The organism is Neobacillus niacini, from assembly GCF_023715415.1.
Lineage (GTDB): Bacteria > Bacillota > Bacilli > Bacillales > Cytobacillaceae > Neobacillus > Neobacillus niacini_C.
Genome location: NZ_JAMBOB010000003.1, coordinates 101,884 through 121,578, shown reverse-complemented (window position 1 = coordinate 121,578; position 19,695 = coordinate 101,884). Strand labels below are relative to the sequence as shown.

Genomic DNA, 19,695 nt, shown 5'->3' with positions numbered 1-19,695 from the left:
CAGCAAAGGAATGCTATGAAAATAATGACCAATCTGAACCTTTACACAATTCATTTCATATGAAAACGTAGAAATACTCAAAAAACTTTGAAACCATGATTTATTTCACATACAACTTATTGTTAATAATTTAGAATATTCTTTAAAAATAGAAATCAGGTGAAGGAATGTCATTAGTAAAAGAATATTCTGATGTGGATATAATAGTAAACTCTTTTAGTAACCTTGGGGTGGACTGTTTCTTTGGCAGTGATGCCCAAGAAATTATGGTCTCGAAAGATACCAGTGTCCGATACTTTCAGATGATGCATGAGCAAGCTGCCGTTCATGCTGCTGATGGTTACGCACGAGCAACTGGCAGACCTGGAGTAGTCCTACTTACATCTGCTTCCGGAATCACCAACGGAGTTACAGGGATTGCAACTGCCTTTAGTGACTCCGTACCGTTAATCATTATAGCAGGTCACCTTGGGCATGATTTAATGAAAAAAGAAGCATTTCAAGAATTAAATATACCAGGACTCACAATGGCCATTACCAAGCACGCCTTTACAATTAACCCCTTGAATGGACTTATCAATGTTCTTAAAAAAGCAATAAAAATAGCAGCCGATGGCAGACCAGGTCCTGTTTTAATTGAACTCACCACAGATCAAACAGTAAAGGATATTCCAACTCAACGTCAGGCTCCGGCAAAAGTCAACAAGACCATTCTAGAAAAATCAATAAAAGCCGCTAAAGACTTAATTGAAAATGCTAGAAAACCCGTTCTCTTTATCGGTGGGGGTGTCATTGCTTCGGGAGCGGCTCATGACCTAAGAAAGTTTGTAGAGCAGTCTCGAATCCCTGTTGTAAGTTCCCTTCTGGGAATAGGGTCATTGGAAGCAGGAAACCCATTATTCTTAGGGATGTTAGGGATGCATGGGACATTCGCTGCCAATAAAGCTGTACATCATGCCGACCTTTTAATTTGTATCGGAGTACGTTTCAGTGACCGTGTGACAGGAAGAATCAGCGGTTTCTCCCCAAAGTCGAAGAAGATTCATGTCGATATCGATCCCGCTGAAATCAATAAGATCATTTCTGTAGATTTACCGGTTGTCAGCGACGCAAAAGAGTTTCTTCAAACCATAAAAAGACATTTAAATTATCAACAAATTAATAGAAATACTGAAATCTGGACAAACGAAGTGGTGGAATGGAAACGTACAGTCCCTCGTTTTGATAAATCGAAAAGTCTGCTTAAACCACAGACGGTAATCCAACTTTTAAGTAAGTATTCCAATAAAGATACCGTAGTAGTTACGGATGTGGGTCAGCATCAAATATGGACCGCTCATCATTATGCATTTACACAGCCTAGAACTCTCATTACATCCGGCGGATTAGGAACGATGGGCTATGGATTGCCGGCAGCCATTGGAGCAGTTGCTGCGCATCCTGATAAATCCATTATTTGTGTCTCTGGAGATGGAAGCTTCCAAATGAACCTACAGGAATTAATTACGATAGTGAAGTATCAGCTACCAATTAAAATTGCCATATTAAATAATGGCTATCTTGGCATGGTGCGCCAATGGCAGGAACTGTTTTATCAGGGACGATATTCAGAGGTCAAAATGATTTCTCCAGAATTCGCCCAACTTGCGGATGCCTATGGTATAGAAGGTTTTAAAGCCAAGACGGCGGAGGAAGCTAGGGATATAATTGCGCTGAGCTTTCAGCGTACTGGACCTGTACTAATGGAGTTCAATATTATCGAAGAAGAAAACGTCTATCCAATGGTACCGCCAAACCAAAACAACCACCAAACCATACTATCTCGCTAAACAAGAACGCCAATCCTATAGCAAAGGTTTGGCGTTTTTCACCTCTTCCAGTAATTGTCTCAAAGATTAACAAACTCCACAATAGAATTATACACCTTGTGAATTTTCTAACAATTCATCAGTGTGTTCTCCCTGTCTTGGTGAAGGTGAAAAATTGACTAATCCATTCTTAAATAGAGTAGAAACATACCGAAGCCCTTCTCTATCCTCAATTAGCATTCTTCCCTTATGGTATGAATGTTGATGAACTTCCCCTACTTCTAAGACCGGAGCCATACAACAATCAACAGTTTCAGCAAATTCAGTCCATTCCTCAAAAGTACGACTAATGAACAATTTCTTTACCTCTGTAAATATTCGATTATTTTCATCTGGTGAACTCAGATGGGCAAGTATCCAATCTTTCCGATCAACAGCACGACAAAAATTTTCCCAAAACTTCACTTCCAACGCACCTAGACTTATAAAACGGCCATCTTTTGTTTCATATAAATAATAACAAATTAAAGATTTATTTAACCTAGAAATTCCATGTCGGTCACCTGTAGCAGATTCAATGATTTCATGATTTGTCATAAGCGTGAGCATGACATCCGCAAGGGCAAGGTCTATATATTGTCCCTTTCCAGTCCTCTCTTTTTGGAAAAGTGCCGCAGATATAGCTTCGCTTGCTGCCATTCCACCTATTAAATCTGCTAGTGTAATGCTTGGGTGTATTGGTGTTCCAGCTTTATCCTTTAATTGAGCAAGTACTCCACTTAGAGCCAAGTAATTTAAATCATGGCTACCAAGGTGTGACAGTGGACCCGTTTGACCATACCCAGATAAGGAACAATAGATAATGTCAGGTTTTTCTCTTACAATCTCATCATATGAAATTCCTAATCGTTTTACTACCCCAGGACGAAAGCTTTCCATAACAACATCTGACTTCTTAATTAATAATCTTGCAACTTCTTGATCAGAAGGATCCTTTAAATTTAAGATAATACTTTTTTTATTTCTATTATTTGCACGGAAAATATATCTATCTTTACCATCTGCTTCTTGTGGAAAACGTGCAGGATCACCACTAGGCGATTCTACTTTAATCACCTCAGCCCCCTTATCTGCCAAACGTAAAGTTGCATAAGGACCAGGTAAATATTGAGAAAAATCAATGATTCGAACACCTTTTAGCATAAGCCCTCCTCCTAAAAAATAATGATTGTTATTACTTGGCCTTGGAAACAGTATCAGTCTTTATAGTAATTGATTCTTCGAACATATTTTTATGAATGACTATCGCAGTTATCAATAAGAGAGTACTTAATGTGAGATATAAAGGGAATTCACCGCCAAGTTTATAAATAACTGCTCCTAACAAGGGTCCTACTGCACTTCCAGTAAAACGGATGAAATTAAAAAAGCCGATGGATGTTCCTTTTTCTTCTGGAAATAGTTTTAAAATAGCGGCTGATTGTGAAGGCAGACTTAAACCATGTAGAACTCCATATAATAATAAGAGAATAATAATTACCCATTCATTTATTATGTTTAATTGTAAAGAAATCAGAAATAGGAAAACAATAAAACTACTACTATACGAACTGGTAATGAGTAATTGCCTTCTTGAAAAATACTTTTCCATTCTTCCACCAAAAAACACACCCATTACAATACCAATTGTTAATGGTAAAAAAAATAACCCCTTAATTTCTATTGAGAGGGAAAATAGTCGATCTAACAGGGATGGGATAAAAACGATAAAAACATAAAAACTATAAAATTGCATAAAACCATATAACATAATAGCAAATGAAGATGGTTGAATAATAAATTTTTTATATGTATTTACACAAAATTTTCTAGGGACAATTTCTTTTGGCAGTGTTTCATATAAGGTTATTTTGTTATAAAAAAGACTGAAGGCACCAACTAAAATAACAAACATAAATACCCATTTCCAACCAATTAAACCTGTAATAGCGCTGCCAATCACTGGACCAAATACTGGACCTAGAAAAACCATGGTTTGGTAAATACTTAGCGCAGATCCTCTTTCCTTTTCAGGATAAATATCACCAATTACAGCAGCTGCGATTACTGATCCAGTACTAATTCCAATTGCCTGAATAGTTCTACCGATAAGAAAAAAATAAATATTAGCAGTAAAAAAACATATACCTGAACCTATGATAAATAATATTAAACCTGGTAAAAGCACAGCTTTACGCCCGCGTGTATCACTTATTGGACCCACGAAAAGCTGCCCAATTGCTAAAAACAATGAAAAAATTGAAATACTTGAATTTACCAGAATAACATTAATTTTAAAAAATTCACCGATTTGAAGAAGACTTGGAGTATAAATAGTTTGCGTCAATGGGGCTAAGATAGTAGTGATGGACAAACCAAATAAAATTCTCCCTCTATTAGGCATAAATTAAAGCCTCCCATTGTCTCTATACCTAGTTAATAAATATCAGGAGGTGTAATGTATCCATTACTTCTCGAGTAATCGGATGGTCTAGGGAATGATGCTATAAATCCCTTCCTCATAGCCAGTTTTACTCCAAAAGTGTATACACCTCCTCACAATTCATTATGCTAGGAAATGAACAAGTTAAAATTTTCCATCTCTATTACTAATAAATTCTTTAATATTACTGCTCTGCTTACGACTATCATCTAACAACGTTTTGGCTTCATTCGTCCAATGTGAAAGTACATGTGTTTCAAAATGAGAGTTGATAGAATCTGTAAAACCCATCCTATCCAACGTACGATTAACTGACCTCTTAATCATGCTTACCGTGAAGGCCGGCATTTTAGCAATATGCTGTGCTAATGCCAATGTTTCTTCTTCAAGCTTTTCTAACGGTACAACTTTATTTACCATTCCAAATTGATAAGCTCTTTCAGCATCAATCGTATTTCCTGTAATTAACATTTCTTTTGCAATCCTTGCTGGCACTACCCACGGATGACAAAAGACTTCCGTGGATGCTGCACCCATTCTTACAACAGGATCTCCAAATAGTGCATTATCGGCAGCAACAATTAAATCACACATGTTTGCCACCATAAAACCAGCTGCAACACAATGACCTTGTACCTGTGCAATAACAGGTTTTTTCATGTTCCAAGTCCTAAATATTTTATCGAAAAAGTAGTCTCTTTCGTATTCCCACTTACCTTCCACGTCAGGGGCTCTATATAAAGCTCCTTCTTCTACTGGATATAAGTTTAGATCATGCCCAGATGAAAAGGTTGATCCAGCGGCTGCTAAGATCACTACTTTGACTGTTTTATCTCTCTCCGCATCCACAAAAGCAATATCCATTTCCTCTATCATTCTACCGTTTTGAGCATTCCTCTTATTCGGTCTATTCATTGTTACAGTGGCAATTCCATCTTCTTTTTTATATAAAATCGTCTCAAAATTCAATTTATGATGAACCTCCTTTATTCTATTAAATTTACATCACCTAAATTTATCTTATTATGTTTTTTAAACTGTCTGAAAGGACTATAGGCCAAGATTCTTTGCGATAATTACTTTCATAATTTCATTGGTTCCTGCAAAAATGGAAAACACGGGAATATCTCGATAACGACGAGCAATTTTATATTCTTCCATATACCCATAACCACCGTGAAGTTGAATGCATTCGGAAGCTACCCTTTTCGCCATATCTGTAATCCACCATTTACCCATCGATACTTCAGTGACAATATCTTGTTCTTGAATATGTTTAATGATTAAATTATCTAAATATTGACGCCCTATTTGAATTTGGGTTGCCATCTCTGCAATTTTAAACTGTGTATTTTGGAATTTGCTAACTGGCTTACCAAAAACTTCCCTTTCCTTAACATAATCAATTGTTAATTTCAGCATATCCTCTGCAGCGACTTGCGCACCAACAGAACATAATAGCCTTTCTTGTTGGAGCTTTTCCATTAAATAGTAGAAACCTTTTCCTTCCTCGCCCAACATATTCTTTGCTGGCACCCTTACATTATCAAAATACATTTCAGCCGTATCTTGGCTATGAATCCCTATTTTTTTTAATTTCCTACCCCTAGAGAATCCCTCGGTAGCGCTTTCAACAAAGAATAAACTAATTCCTTTATGACCTGGCCTGACCTCCGTATCTGTTTTACAAGCTACAATAATTAAGTCCGCATAAATACCATTAGAAATAAAGGTTTTTTGTCCATTAATAATATAATCATCGCCATCTCGAACGGCAGTCGTTTTTATACTTGCTAAATCTGAACCTGCACCTGGTTCGGTCATAGCAATCGCTGTGATAATTTCTCCTGATACACATTTAGGCAAATATTCACTTTTTTGCTGCTCTGAAGCTATTTTGTGTATATACGGTACAATAACATTACAATGAGTACCAATCCCAAATAATCCTGCACCCACTCGAGCCAATTCTTCATGGAGAACGATTGAAAAACCAAAGTCACCGTTAATGCCCCCATACTTTTCCTCTACATAAGAGCAAAGAAAGCCGTACTCACCCATTTTCCTCCAAAAACTTCGGGGAATACTTTGTTCTTCTTCCCACTTCTCATAATTAGGTACTGCATCTTTTTCTAGAAACTTTTGTAGTGTTTCACGAAATATTAAATGGTCATCCGTAAAGAACGGTCTATCAGCATTATGGTAATCTACGTATCTCATATTTTCCCCTCCTGCATTCTTTGTAATATTAAGTTTTTAAATATTTCTGGCTCCCAGACTCTTTCCTCCATCAACATGCAATACCTGTCCAGTTATGTAACTAGATTCTTCTGATGCAAAAAAGAGAACGGTATTACCAATATCCTCTGGGGTTCCAATTCTTGGAGTTAACTGCCCATTTAGGAGATGCTTTTTCACTTCTTCACTTTGTTTTTGTATAAGAGGAGTATTGATTAACCCCGGAGCAATACAATTCACTGTTACACCATATCTAGCAAACTCTATGGCCAAAGCTCGTGTTAAACTTACTAATCCACCTTTAGAAGCTGCATAATTGCTCACCGCAACCTCACCAAGCCACGCACGAGAAGAAATATTTACGATTCGGCCAAACATTTTCTCCCTCATGTGTTTTAGAACGGCCTTTGAAATAAGCCAAGCTCCTTTTAAATTAACATTGATAACCTCATCAAAATCTTCTTCAGGCATTTTTAATATTAGATTGTTTTTAACAATGCCAGAATTATTAACAAGGACATCTATCCTGCCAAATTTATTCACTACGTTTGCAATCATTCTATTAATTTGTTCTGAACTCGTTATATCGGCAACCTCCGGATAAGCTTTATAGCCTTTAGCCTGTAATTCATTTGCAGCCATTTCAGCCTTTTCCTTATCAATATCATTGATTATTACTATTGCTCGATTCTCTGCAAGCTTTTCTGCAATCCCTTTTCCAATCCCACTTCCTGAACCAGTAATGATAGCTACTCTATTTTCTATGTTCATACAAACCAACCACTTCCCTATAAAGGTACATTATCAATTTGTTTCATTATAATAATTTTATATATAAAAAAGTTTTTTGTCAATTAAAAAAAGAATATTTAGAATTTTTAAATGTCTACTGTGTAAAAGTAAAACATGTTAACCACAAATAAGTTTGATTTTACAAATATTAACTAATAGGCAGGTGTATTTACGGAATGAAAAGAGTTAAGTTAAAGTTCATTTCAACAAAAAAAAGAGTCGCTGAAAGCGGATAAATAAGACAGGAACACAAGTTGCACTCAGACTTTAATACCCGCCACACAGTGGCTCAAAATATTCTATTTTTTCATCGAAGGGGAAATCTAGACAGCAAAAACTTTCTGGAAATATTTAGCGATTTTCTTGTTGTACCTCTTTCATATATTCTTCTTTTAAGGTACGTCTAAGTATTTTTCCAACATAAGTCTTGGGAAGAGACTCTCTAAATTCCATTAACCTAGGAACTTTATATCTTGCCAATTTGTCATTGCAAAATTCTAATAGCTCCTCAACAGTTGTTTTACGACTTAGGTTATTTAGTACTACAACCGCTTTAACCTTTTCTCCTAAATAAGAATCAGGAACACCAAAAACGACTGCCTCCATTACGGCAGGATGCTGATAAAGAACCTCTTCAACTTCTGATGGATAAATATTAAATCCACCGGATACAATCATATCTTTTTTGCGACCAACAATATAGAAATATCCGTCCTCATCTTGTACAGCAATATCACCAGTGTATAACCAGCCATTCCGTAATACATTATGTGTCTCTTCTGAATTGTTCAAATATCCCTGCATTACCTGTGGTCCGTTAATAATCAACTCGCCCGGCTGCCCAACAGGCATCTCTGTGTTACCTGTCGCCAAATCAACAATTTTAGCATCTGTATTTGGAATTGGAACACCAATACTACCAACTTTTCTAAGTCCCCCAACTGGTGTCCGGTGTGTAGCATTCGTTGCTTCTGATAAACCATATCCTTCTGTAATTTTAGCACCGGCTTTTATCTCAAGCTCTTTTATCACTTCTACTGGCATTGGGGCAGATCCACTTGCACAAATTTTAAGACTGCTGAGGTCTCCCTCTTTCAAGTCAGGATGATGAAGAATACCAATATACATTGTTGGAGTACCAAAGAACATTGTTGGTCTGTATAACCTGATAGCTTCTAGTACTTTCGTTTTATCAAACTTCTCCAAAATCACATGTTTAGCAGCCAATAAAATACTGAAATTCATGTTTACAACCGCTAATGCATGTGTCATGGGAGCAATACCTAGAAAACATTCTTCCGACTTTTTAATATTGTCTGAAAAAAAGGCTAAAGATTGGTGTATATTTCCCACAATGTTAAAATGAGAAAGCATTACCCCTTTAGATTTACCCGTTGTACCACCTGTGTATTGTAGGATTGCTATATCTTTCATTGGATTAATCGAAAGTGCTGGCAGTTCACCTCTTCTCTCATTTATGTAAGTTTGCATACTATTCTCACGTTCATCATCAACAACAATAAGGTTTAACCGTTCAGTACCGTTTATTTTATCTAGCTTTTCCTTTTGATCCTTATTATGAATAAACCATTTAGGATTTGCGTCAGCTAAAATATGTTCAAGTTCAAAGGATTTATACTGTGGATTAACTTGAACTACTATTCCACCCAAACGTTGTACAGCATAAAAAGCTATAATATATTCAATGCAATTTGGGAGCATTAAAGCGACACGATCACCTTTGTTAAACGAACGGTAATGTAATGCCCCAGCAAAGAAATCAACGGAATTCTTTAATTCTTCATAAGTTAGTTGTTTATCTTTATCTACTAATGCGATATTAGAAGGATAAGCATTTGTTGCAGTTTCTAGTAAATCGTAAAGGGATAAGAGGGGCAAGTCTAACTCGTGAGGTACTCCATTTTCATAATAAAAATGCCACGGTCTTGTCGTCATATATATCACTCCTTAGGGAAGGAGAGTTTCATTTAGAGTAAAATGAGGCAATTAGCTAAATGAAATTCTTCTCCTTTTTCAAATTTCAAATTTCTTCCTTTTTAATGCAAATAATTTATCGCCTTTTATATAGTTATCGCCGCTCATTCTGCCAAATCGGGGGAATAATAGAGACTGATGTAAAGAAACTAAAAGGTGCAACATTACTCCCTGCAGAACCAAATGTTGAAACCAACGCAATCGGTCGGGGCAAAATTGAACCAATTAACATTTTATAATTTTCTACCATAGATAACTTATCCGGTTCGATTTTTTTCATATTTCCTCCTACTAGAATTATCCTAGGAGATTTTCTTTTGACATTTATTAATCGATAAATTCTTGTACTAGCTTATACCCCTGGTCCGCCTTTACAATAAATCCACCATGATCACCTGCAAAGTGCATTCCTAGATATAATGTGTCTGTTCCTGCTAATTTACTGAAAACATGTTCTCTTGTTTTAGAGGAAAGAACAGGATCAATATCAAAGGAAGCTGCTACCTCTGTGTGCACCATTTGAAGTGGTCCATGTGCTACATCTCCACCGATAAACGCCGAATCACCTTTTGATTCTATTACTATTGCATATTGGCCAACACTGTGCCCTGGTACGGGGTAGACACTTATTTGATCAAAAAGCCTGTAATCATCATCTATAAAATCAACTTTATCCATTTCGACAAGAGACAACATATGAAGCAAATATGGCCAAATCTGTTGGTCGGCTATTGGATCAATCGATCTCTTTCCAGGATTCTCATAAAGTTCCTTATAATGTTGATACTGCTCTCTTCCAAACAAGTACCTTGCATTTGGAAAAGTAGGTACTAATGTTCCATTAATACTCATTTTCGTGTTTCTAGCAACATGATCAAGGTGTAGGTGAGTAAATAATACATAATCGATATCTTCTACTCCACATCCGGCAGCACGTAAATTATCCTCAAAAGGACCGGGGACATTTTTTCCGGTATCAATAAGTATGTTTTTTCCATTACATTTTATTAAGTAAGACTGGACTACAAATTTTAAGTTTAACTCTTCAGTAGCAAAGTCAGGAATCATCCATGCAAGTTCTTCTCGGCGAAGTATTGCATTAGGAAAAACTTTCTTTCTAACTTCATCCGTGTAAATTACTTCCTGTTCTAAAATCGATTCAATCGTTATATCTCCTATCTTCCACTTTTCCCCTTTTTCTACTGTATAATTTTTCGCCATAAAACCACATCCCCTTACTATTTTTATAGAGTCTTACGACGCTTAATACTTATGTTTCAATTAGAGTTCATAGTCGTTAGCAATCCAGTCTTCTGCAATTCCATCCTTTAATTCCTTTACTAACTGTAAATGCTGAGGGTGCACATAATACTCCTGAAGATGTTCCTTACTCTCATAGATACCGGATAACCCAATCGTGTAGCCTTTGGATTTCCCAGTATAATCAATGCCTACACTAAAATTTCGAATCCCACTTACAATATGTTCAAGGTCTCTTAACTTTTGAATCGTATTTTCTACCACATCATTAGATAAATTTTCTTTTAACTTAAACAAAACGATATGCTGAATCATACTCTTGCCTCCTAGTAATTTTCTATTATTAAAGATTAAACTCTTCGAAAAAACCATTGATCAATTCCGCTACTAACTCTGGATCTTCCACATGCGGAAAATGCCCAAGTCCTTCTACTTCCATTAACTTTTTCTTTCTACTGTTTACCAATCTACTAAATGTTTCATTTACAGTTTTTGAGGGTACGATCCAATCATCTTTTCCTCTTACCATTAAAACTGGGCATGTAATGTTTTTCATTTTTTCACGCACGTCATAATTTGTGTAGGCGGTTAAATCACCTTTGTTCGCAAATGGTTGAAATTGAAAAACTGTATACATGAGAAAATCTTTATTTTTTTTAGTACAATTGCTCCCGATTAATGTTTCACTGAAATCAATATTACTGAAAGGATAATTGACGTAAGGATGCGTAATCATATCCAATGATTGTTGAGAAATAGTGGGAGTGTAATCAGCACCCTGCAAGGCAATGATGGACTTTATTTGATCTGGATAATCAGCTGCAAGTTGGAAGGTAATATTACCACCCATAGAACAGCCAATAATGATAGGATTATTAATTTCCAACCTTTCTATAAAGGACCATATAAAATGACTAAAATCATCTGCGTTATCAATGCATGTGTTATCTGGTAATGGCCATGACTTTGAATGACCTGGCATGTCAAGTGCTACTAGATAGTATTTACCTGCCAGCTTTTCCATTAAATCATGCCATTGCCTATTATCGCGACCTGCAGTATGTATACAAACTATAGCTTGTTTTTGCTTATCACCTAATTCTTCATAATAAGTTTTAACGTTGTTCACATAAATATATTTGCCGATAATACTCATTCAGATCCCTCCTTTTAGGATAACTTCTGGTTTAATAGTTTTATTAAGTGAATGACAAAGTATAAATTAGCTTGAAATAATATCGGACTCCCCGTTAGAGATAATTTTTGATAAAGAGGGCTTAACCCTTGTGTAATTCCTATTTCACCTTTAAGCAGCTTTTGCCATGCTTCTTTACTTCCTTCGAGGGTAAAATCTACATTATGGTAGACTTTTTTGTCAGTGACGTTTTGAACCTTATGATCAAACCCATAAAATGTAAAAGTACTTCCATCCACTTTAAACTGAAAAATACTATTAATATGTTGAAAATACTTAAGTGCATTTTCATCTTCATTAATAAGAGAGATACCCTTCGAGAACCACTCTGATGAATATTCCTTCACTAATCATCACTACCCTTCTTAAACTCAATCTATTAATTACTATTTTTAAAACAAATGATATTCAGCCTCTCTACATAAACGAAAGACTGAATACCATGAATTTTTTGATAATTAATTCCATAAAAAACTAGTTTGATTTCCTATAACTTTCAACTTCCTCAATGACTTGTTCATATGACTTTTTAAAGTCATCGTTTTGCTTTTTCAACCAAGATTCATTAAATTCTTTATAAACCTTCTCCCATTGTGATTTCTCATCTTCATTTAATTCATAAATTTTAATTTTCCCTTCTTTTGCCCATTCTTCAAAGAATTCATTATTGACACGCTCATCCGCCAAACCAGCACTTATTGAAACTTCTTTCCCAGCTTGGATAATTGCATCCTGTACATTTTTTGGTAAGCTTTGGAATTTTTCTTCATTAATAATAAATCCTACTACCCCTCCCGTAAAGTTTAATCCTCTAGTGGTATAGGTAATTAAATCTTTCATTCCAAACGCATTAATAACTGTTGGATATAGGTGGACTCCATCAATCATTCCTTTATCAAATGCACCAAAAATATCTGGTGTTGTCAATTGAACTGGATTTGCACCAGCAAACTTTAAAGCTTCACTAATTACTCCACCCGAAGACCTGATAGTAAATCCTTTTAAATCACCTGGTACTTTAACTTCTTTACCATTAGTTAAGATGTCATAAGTAGGCGTAGCCATATTAAAGACCGGTCTTACTCCATTATTAAGATAATCAGTTTCTAACATAGGACTTTTTTGACTAACATTATAGTAAGCAAATGAGCCTTCATCTGCTGTTTCAAACAATGCTGGCATACCCATTAATGCTGAAGCTATTGGCATTTCACTTGGTGTGTAATTTGGGGAATAATAAGCAAGATCTGTTACGCCATCCTTTGTCAGACTTAACGCATCAGCAGTTTTTCCTAATTGCTCAGCTGGATACCAATCCCACTCTACTTGACCATCTGTTAATTCTGTTACTCTTTCCATGAATGGTTGTTCACCAGCTACTGAGAATGGATGAGTTTTTGGTAAAGCGGTTGCAAACTTTAGAACAATTTTTTCCTTTGACTCCTCACCTGATTTTTCACCTTCACTTGATGAATCTACTTCCTTTGTATTAGAACTACAGCCCACCAAAATTAGAACAAAAATCATAAAACATGCTACTAACATTGAATTCTTGTAATTTCTCACGATAAATCCCCCTATTAAATTAATTTGGTATTTATTTGGTAGAACCTTCAAACCAGCTTCTTGCGTTATTCACCATCATTGTCTGAATATGATCCTCTGTTACACCTGCTTTTTTGAGTTCAGGTATAATTTCTTCGAGAATATATGTCATATTCCATTTTGGATATACTTTTTCAATAAAATCAGGTTCATACCAATCAAATGTACAGCAGGAATCTTGTGAGAGGAACATTCGATTTGCAAAACCTCTTTTAACAAGGTCAATGACCGTTGCATTTCTACGTTCCGGCCCAATTAACCTTGTGATGCCATAACGATCCATCCCAATAAAAGCCCCTCTATCTAATACCTTAAAGATATAATTAAGACTATCTGTATCTCCTACATGACCAATGAGAATGCTACTAGGATTTACTCCTTCTTCTTCTAAAATATCAAGCTGCATTAAACCTGTACCACTTGCTGAATGGGAATGAGTCATGATAGGTGCTCCTGTCTTAAGATGTGCTCTCGCTACTGCACGGATGACTTTTTCTACATCTGGTGTAATTCCTTGTTCATCCGTCGCACATTTAAGAAAACCAGCTTTAATTGAAGTATTTTGGATACCCACCTCGATATCCCTTACAAATAAATCAGCCATATAATCGATACTTCTATTTTTAAAATGTGGTGGTAGATAATGATACGTATAAATACCAGTACCAGCAATAACCTGTACACCAGTTTCAAGTGAGACTTTCTCCATTAATCGAATATCTCTGCCTAATTCCATAATGGTTGGGTCACAAATCGTTTTCACTCCAAGGCTTTTCGCTTGATTCACTTTTTCAATTGCCCTCTGTAATTCTATCTCTTCATTATAAAGGTGTGGGAACTGAACATAGACTGATTCGGAGCGGATTACTAAATGTTCATGGATGAGTGTTAACCCAAGCTCTGAACTATCGATTACCCCAGTTACTGAATTAATTGAAGTCATTGTATGTACCTCCTATGCATTAAATTATTTATCATAAATGGATAAACCGATATTTGATAATGAAAAGAATCATCCCCTAAAGTTGGGCAAACCTTCTAGTATGGGTAGCCATGACTTGATTTTAATTTTTTCAATTTGGAGAATTGCTTGTACCTTTTCATCTGGATTCGCTAATTTATTTGCAGTCATTTGTTTGAACTTTTGAATAAGTTCTTCCTTATTTGCTGCCCGTTCAGGATCACCTTTGGGATAATCAGTAAATTTATGGAACGTATTGCAATTTTTCAGTTCTATCTCTACGCTTGCCCCCCACTTTTCCGGATAGGCATTTTCATAAGATGGATCTACTTCAATTGAAATACTTTTCATTAACTTTCTAATTTCTGTGGATTTTAAGTTTTCTTCGCTAAAATCAAGAAGAGAGGCTGATCCATTTATTGCAGCTAAAGCAGCGCAATATTGACTGCTGAATTTTGCAGCATAAAGGGATTCTGGTGTAGGATTGTCTGTAATTTCTAATGCTGTTTTGTATGTTTTTATTGATATTTTGTTAATTTCCTGACTAGAAATGGAGTTCTCCTTCATAATTTCAATGACACAATCAATGGCGGGGTGAGTATGCCGACAAGAAGCATGGATTTTAAAGCTGTTCTCAAGAATTTTGAATATCTTCCCTAAGTTATTCGTTATTTTCTCGGTATCATATTGGTCAGACATTGCATTAAAAAATCCTCTTTTCCCTTCAAGAATTTTTCTGGCAGAAGTAAAGTTCTTTTTTGCAAGCTGTGCGGCAAATGTTCCGTTAAAAGCAGCTTTTGCAGTATGAAGCTGTTTCGAGTTGGCACCATTTTCGATAAATTCCCATAAGCCTGCAGCCTGGGTTCCTGCACTGCCCAATGTATGAGTGATTTGTTCTACATTCAAGTTAAGCAGTTTCGCTACAGCTGCTGCTGAACCAAAAGTTCCACAGGTGGCAGTATTATGCCAAAAATAATAATGAGACGGTGAAACAGCTTCTCCAATTCGATAACAAACTTCATATCCCGCTACAATAGAAGTAATTAGTTCTTTTCCGCTTAAATTATACGCCTCTGCTACTGCTACAGCTGCAGGGATAACGACTGTTCCTGCATGAATAATCGAGCCCTTATGGATGTCATCTAATTCAACGATATGACTTGCTGCTGCATTTACTAAACAAGCATTTCCAATTGACGACATGCCACCGGTAATAAGGCTAGCCTGTTCACGACCACCCCATTCATCTGCCAATTCCTTTATGGATTGTATCGGGGCTTCATCTTTTCCAGCGATTGCCGAACCATACCAATCGAGAATACATAACTTTGTAAACTCTATTACTTCTTCTGGTAGGTGTTCATATTCTAGAAAGCTTACATATTCCGCCAATTTCGTTGTTAATGACATTCTATACCTCCTTGTTTATGTTGGTATTCCCAATTATTCTGCTAAAAAATAAACGAATTAAATCCGTCCTTTAGCAGACTTATTAAAAACCGGTAAGCGGTTTCAAAAATACTTTTATAGTGTAAAAAAATGGAGGAATAAAATTTTAGTAGAAAAGAAGAATCTAGAAGTATTGTTACGATAGATATGATCCACCATTTGCATCAAGTGTTGTACCTGTTATATAAGAACTGGAATCTGATGCCAAGAATACACAAATATTGGCAATTTCCTGTGGTTCGCCTGTTCGTTTTAATGGAATGCTGTTCAATAGAGTTTCTTGACGTTCATTGCTCAAATTTTCCCAATGATCTTTTAGCCATTCAGACATAATAACACCAGGAGCAATTGCATTAGCTGTTATTCCATATGCCCCAAGTTCAATTGCACATTGTTTAGTGAAACCAATTATACCGGCCTTGGTAGTAACATAGGCTATATCAGATACGCTTCCTCCAGCTCTCCCTGCCCTTGAAGACATATTAATAATCCGGCCGTTGTTTGACTTTTTTAATAAAGGAACTGCAGCGCGTGTACATAAAAAGGTGCCTGTTAAATTAATATTTAGTACACCATTCCAATCCATTAATCCTATTTCCGTTACTTTCTTTACATCATGTTCGACTGTTCCGGTCCGAAGAGCATGCACACCTCTTATACTAAGTCCAGCATTATTGACGAGTACATCTAATCCACCTTTTTTTTCAATGATATGGAACATTTTCGCAACAGCTTCTTCATCAGTGATATCTGCTTTATACCCTTCTGCGTTAAACCCTGCTTTTAATAGTTCCGTCACAGCAATGTCTAAAATTTCATCTTTAACATCGTTTACGAAAACTTTTGCACCCTCACCAGCCATCTTTTTAGCAATTTCAAATCCTATCCCCCTTGCTCCTCCTGTAACAAGTACCTGTTTCCCATCAAGAATACCCATATTTTTTTCAGCTCCTTTTAGTATTCGGAGTATTTCCCTAATTTTCAATTAACCTCAAACAAAAAATTTAAAGGTTATAACATAAATAAACCACCATTAACATCAATTGTCGCCCCATTGATGAATCCAGCATCAACTGAACAAAGATATGTAACAGCCGAGGCAACTTCTTGTGCTTTACCAAGACGCCCTACAGGAATATTTTTAATATATGTATCTATTTTTCCGGAATCGTTAATATAAAGCAAATCTGTCTCAATTGGCCCTGGTGCAATACTGTTAGCGGTGATCCCAAATGTCCCATATTCAGTTGCAAGAGTTCTCATGAAGCCAATGATTCCAGCCTTAGAAGCAGAATAATGTGTGCCAGAAACACGGCTTCCAGTTCTTCCAGCTTGAGAAGCAATACTTATTACCCTTCCCCATTTACCCTTTTGCATTAATGGAAGTGCCTCTCTAGTACATAGAAATGTACCCTTTAAATTAATATCTAAAACCGTATCCCATTCTGATGTTGGTATATCATGAGTATTTCTACGGATACCATTTACTTTCGGTGATAATCCTGCATTATTCACAAGAATATCAAGGCGACCATACTTTTCATCTATCCATTTAAAGGCCTCTATGACTTGTTGTTCTTCCCTAACATCTAATAGTTTTGAATCAACATCATAACCTTCTTCTCGGAACTCATTTGTCTTACTTATTAGATTCTCCATATTTATATCCGTAAGGATTACCTTTGCACCTTTTTTTAATAATCCGTTTGTGATTTCAGCACCAATACCTTTAGCAGCACCTGTAACTAATGCAATACGACCTGTAAGTTCCATCATCTTACCCCCAAATTTTGTTTAATGTTTCACCATAATAATTACTCTTATATACTATTAAATAAGAAGTATTAAACAAAAAGACTAGTAATTTACTACTACATTTATTCAATTAAAAAACTTTATTGCTTGATTATTATTTTATATAACAAAAAAGTTTTTGTCAAATAAAATTCTGAATAATCAATAAAGTTAAAAACTTTAGTTTGTAGGGTCCTTAATATTGAGGAAATAAATAAAGTAGTACAGATTTCCATCCATACTACTACAAGTAAATATGAAGATTTCAGGTGTCCAAATAATAATAGGTGACACCACATATAGGTGCTGCCTTAACTTGATGAAGCATTACTAACAAATCAAGATGCCCTAATGTATCAGATAAGGTAGATAGAAGCTCCTTGTTGTCACGATTTGGAAATAATAGTTTTACCAGTTGAAACGCAGTTTTTCTTTCTTTATTTAAAAGTTTGCGAATTCTTTCAGCTTTTATCCAGTTTCTATTCAGACGGAATTGAGCCAGTTCCTTGAAATTCACAACAGCTTTTCCATGTCCTGAAAAAACGATTCTGATTTTCTCTTTACAACACATTTGTAAACTATTTTGATATTGTATCAGAGTCATAGGTCTTTTACCTGAGCTGGGATATGGTGGTTCAATAAGGGGGTTTGTTGCTATATGAGTAAAAATAAGGTCACCTCCTATCATAATTCCGTCACTTTTCCGTAACAATGAAAGATGGCCTTGAGCGTGACCAGGTGTGTATAGTACTTGCCAATCATTTAGATTAGGTACCATCTGCTTATGAAATAGAAATGTATGAACTTCACTTTGTTCTGTGTATCTGCCATAATTTCTTTCACTGTTCTCAACAAGAGTCTGAATAAGTTCTGAAGGAACACCGTTGTTCCTATAAAATGATTTATAGAAATCTAGATAATAGTTAAAAAACTCCTGATCCTGTTTAATGAAAGGAGCAATAAGCGGATGCCCTAGAACTCTAGCATTAGATACCTCTCTAATTCTTTCCACCAATCCACAATGATCAGGATGCTGATGAGTAAGCACTACCTGGTCTATATCATTCATTCTATAACCACATTTTTTTATTGCATTAACAAGTACTTCCCATGCTTCATCTGTTTTGGCACCAGTATCCACTAAAGTTAAACTACTTCCTTCTATTAGATATACATTTATATCTCCAATGGGAAAAGGGGTAGGTAAAATAATCTGATAAATGTCTGGCGCCACTCTTGATACTCGTTCCTCAACATTTATTGTAGATTTCATCCCATTTCCCCCTTTTTCATTTATCATTCATTTCCAATTAGTTTTGTGGTTATTTCATCACCTATGCCTCTTACTATTTCCCCTAAACTTATCATATCTTCTTTGTTGGCTTGGGCAGTTAAACCAAATATACATACTGCCATCTCCACTCTCTTATCATGGTTAAAAATGGGGGATGCGACACCATACATACCTTTCGAATACTCTCCAAAAGTTGTTGCATATCCTTTATCTCTTATTTCAATTAATTCTTCTTTTAATTCAATTATTTCTTTTTCTGTGAATTTTCTCAACCCTTTATCAGTAGTTAACAGTTCATCAACATCTTCTTCATCCATATAGGCTAGAAAACACTTCCCATAAACACCATCTACTACGTGGAAGTGTTTACCCACAGTTACATTAATTGAAAATCCAGTACCCTCTGCCTTCGCAACTACTACGGAACGATCCCTTCCAATTCTAGTTATAAGTGCACTGGTAAGACCCGTTTTTTCTGCTAGAGTTTCTAAATAGGGGATTATTAAGGAAATATCAAATAAGTTTTCTTTCGCTCTTTCCCCAAGAACTAACAAATAAGGGCCAAGACTGTAACGCTTTGATTTTGAATCATATCTGACTGCTGCTAGCTCTTGTAATTGCTGTAATATACGATAACAGGTAGTTGGTGTTAGCGATAATGAAGTAGCAATTTCTGTTAGATTACTTTTACTATTCTTAGTTCTACTTAATAATTTTAAAATTCTAAAAGCGATTTCAACTGCTGGAACATGGTATTTTCTTTTTTCTTTATTTAAAGACTTATCCTCATTTGCCATACTTAACTTGTCCTCCATTTATCGT

General features: G+C 35.8%; 19 protein-coding genes. 1 reads left to right on the top strand and 18 read right to left on the bottom strand.

Annotated features, from left to right (window positions below):
- Positions 1-167: 167 nt before the first annotated feature.
- Complete coding sequence (ilvB, locus tag M3189_RS07195; RefSeq protein ID WP_251633143.1) at positions 168-1,829, top strand: biosynthetic-type acetolactate synthase large subunit; 1,662 nt, start codon at positions 168-170, stop codon at positions 1,827-1,829.
- 87 nt (positions 1,830-1,916) lie between these two features.
- Here ilvB and M3189_RS07190 read toward each other — a convergent pair whose 3' ends face one another.
- The 18 genes from M3189_RS07190 to M3189_RS07105 all read right to left on the bottom strand — a co-directional run bounded on the left by M3189_RS07190 (position 1,917) and on the right by M3189_RS07105 (position 19,670).
- The gene (locus M3189_RS07190) at positions 1,917-3,011 is read right to left on the bottom strand and encodes a CaiB/BaiF CoA transferase family protein (RefSeq protein ID WP_251633142.1); all 1,095 of its coding nucleotides are present in this window, start codon (positions 3,009-3,011) and stop codon (positions 1,917-1,919) included.
- 31 nt (positions 3,012-3,042) lie between these two features.
- Positions 3,043-4,251, bottom strand: coding sequence for an MFS transporter (locus tag M3189_RS07185; RefSeq protein ID WP_251633141.1), 1,209 nt, complete (start codon positions 4,249-4,251; stop codon positions 3,043-3,045).
- 183 nt (positions 4,252-4,434) lie between these two features.
- A complete protein-coding gene (locus M3189_RS07180) occupies positions 4,435-5,259 on the bottom strand; it encodes an enoyl-CoA hydratase (RefSeq protein WP_251633140.1) in 825 nt (274 codons plus the stop codon).
- Between the two features lie 81 nt (positions 5,260-5,340).
- Positions 5,341-6,510 (bottom strand): acyl-CoA dehydrogenase family protein, encoded by a 1,170-nt coding sequence (locus M3189_RS07175; RefSeq protein ID WP_251633139.1) that lies wholly within the window; start codon positions 6,508-6,510, stop codon positions 5,341-5,343.
- A 36-nt stretch (positions 6,511-6,546) separates the two neighbouring features.
- A complete protein-coding gene (locus M3189_RS07170) occupies positions 6,547-7,299 on the bottom strand; it encodes an SDR family NAD(P)-dependent oxidoreductase (protein ID WP_251633138.1) in 753 nt (250 codons plus the stop codon).
- Positions 7,300-7,671: 372 nt separating this feature from the next.
- Positions 7,672-9,276 carry a long-chain-fatty-acid--CoA ligase gene (locus M3189_RS07165; protein ID WP_251633137.1) on the bottom strand — a complete coding sequence of 535 codons (1,605 nt, stop codon included), beginning with the start codon at positions 9,274-9,276 and terminating at the stop codon, positions 7,672-7,674.
- Positions 9,277-9,409: 133 nt separating this feature from the next.
- The gene (locus M3189_RS07160; RefSeq protein WP_251633136.1) at positions 9,410-9,595 is read right to left on the bottom strand and encodes a hypothetical protein; all 186 of its coding nucleotides are present in this window, start codon (positions 9,593-9,595) and stop codon (positions 9,410-9,412) included.
- A 47-nt stretch (positions 9,596-9,642) separates the two neighbouring features.
- Positions 9,643-10,536 carry an MBL fold metallo-hydrolase gene (locus tag M3189_RS07155; protein WP_251633135.1) on the bottom strand — a complete coding sequence of 298 codons (894 nt, stop codon included), beginning with the start codon at positions 10,534-10,536 and terminating at the stop codon, positions 9,643-9,645.
- A 60-nt stretch (positions 10,537-10,596) separates the two neighbouring features.
- On the bottom strand, positions 10,597-10,890 hold the full coding sequence (locus M3189_RS07150) for a Dabb family protein (protein ID WP_251633134.1): 294 nt from the start codon (positions 10,888-10,890) through the stop codon (positions 10,597-10,599).
- Positions 10,891-10,918: 28 nt separating this feature from the next.
- Positions 10,919-11,731 carry an alpha/beta fold hydrolase gene (locus M3189_RS07145; protein WP_251633133.1) on the bottom strand — a complete coding sequence of 271 codons (813 nt, stop codon included), beginning with the start codon at positions 11,729-11,731 and terminating at the stop codon, positions 10,919-10,921.
- 14 nt (positions 11,732-11,745) lie between these two features.
- Positions 11,746-12,117 carry an SCP2 sterol-binding domain-containing protein gene (locus M3189_RS07140; RefSeq protein WP_251633132.1) on the bottom strand — a complete coding sequence of 124 codons (372 nt, stop codon included), beginning with the start codon at positions 12,115-12,117 and terminating at the stop codon, positions 11,746-11,748.
- A 127-nt stretch (positions 12,118-12,244) separates the two neighbouring features.
- Positions 12,245-13,336, bottom strand: coding sequence for a TRAP transporter substrate-binding protein DctP (dctP, locus tag M3189_RS07135; RefSeq protein WP_251633131.1), 1,092 nt, complete (start codon positions 13,334-13,336; stop codon positions 12,245-12,247).
- A 31-nt stretch (positions 13,337-13,367) separates the two neighbouring features.
- The gene (locus M3189_RS07130; RefSeq protein WP_251633130.1) at positions 13,368-14,318 is read right to left on the bottom strand and encodes a phosphotriesterase family protein; all 951 of its coding nucleotides are present in this window, start codon (positions 14,316-14,318) and stop codon (positions 13,368-13,370) included.
- A gap of 69 nt (positions 14,319-14,387) precedes the next feature.
- The gene (locus M3189_RS07125; protein WP_251633129.1) at positions 14,388-15,746 is read right to left on the bottom strand and encodes an MmgE/PrpD family protein; all 1,359 of its coding nucleotides are present in this window, start codon (positions 15,744-15,746) and stop codon (positions 14,388-14,390) included.
- Between the two features lie 175 nt (positions 15,747-15,921).
- Complete coding sequence (locus M3189_RS07120; protein ID WP_251633128.1) at positions 15,922-16,722, bottom strand: SDR family NAD(P)-dependent oxidoreductase; 801 nt, start codon at positions 16,720-16,722, stop codon at positions 15,922-15,924.
- 74 nt (positions 16,723-16,796) lie between these two features.
- Positions 16,797-17,558, bottom strand: coding sequence for an SDR family NAD(P)-dependent oxidoreductase (locus M3189_RS07115; RefSeq protein WP_251633127.1), 762 nt, complete (start codon positions 17,556-17,558; stop codon positions 16,797-16,799).
- A 286-nt stretch (positions 17,559-17,844) separates the two neighbouring features.
- Positions 17,845-18,852: an MBL fold metallo-hydrolase gene (locus M3189_RS07110; protein ID WP_251633126.1), complete on the bottom strand. Its 1,008-nt coding sequence runs from the start codon at positions 18,850-18,852 to the stop codon at positions 17,845-17,847.
- Between the two features lie 23 nt (positions 18,853-18,875).
- Complete coding sequence (locus M3189_RS07105) at positions 18,876-19,670, bottom strand: IclR family transcriptional regulator (RefSeq protein ID WP_251633125.1); 795 nt, start codon at positions 19,668-19,670, stop codon at positions 18,876-18,878.
- Positions 19,671-19,695: the final 25 nt, after the last annotated feature.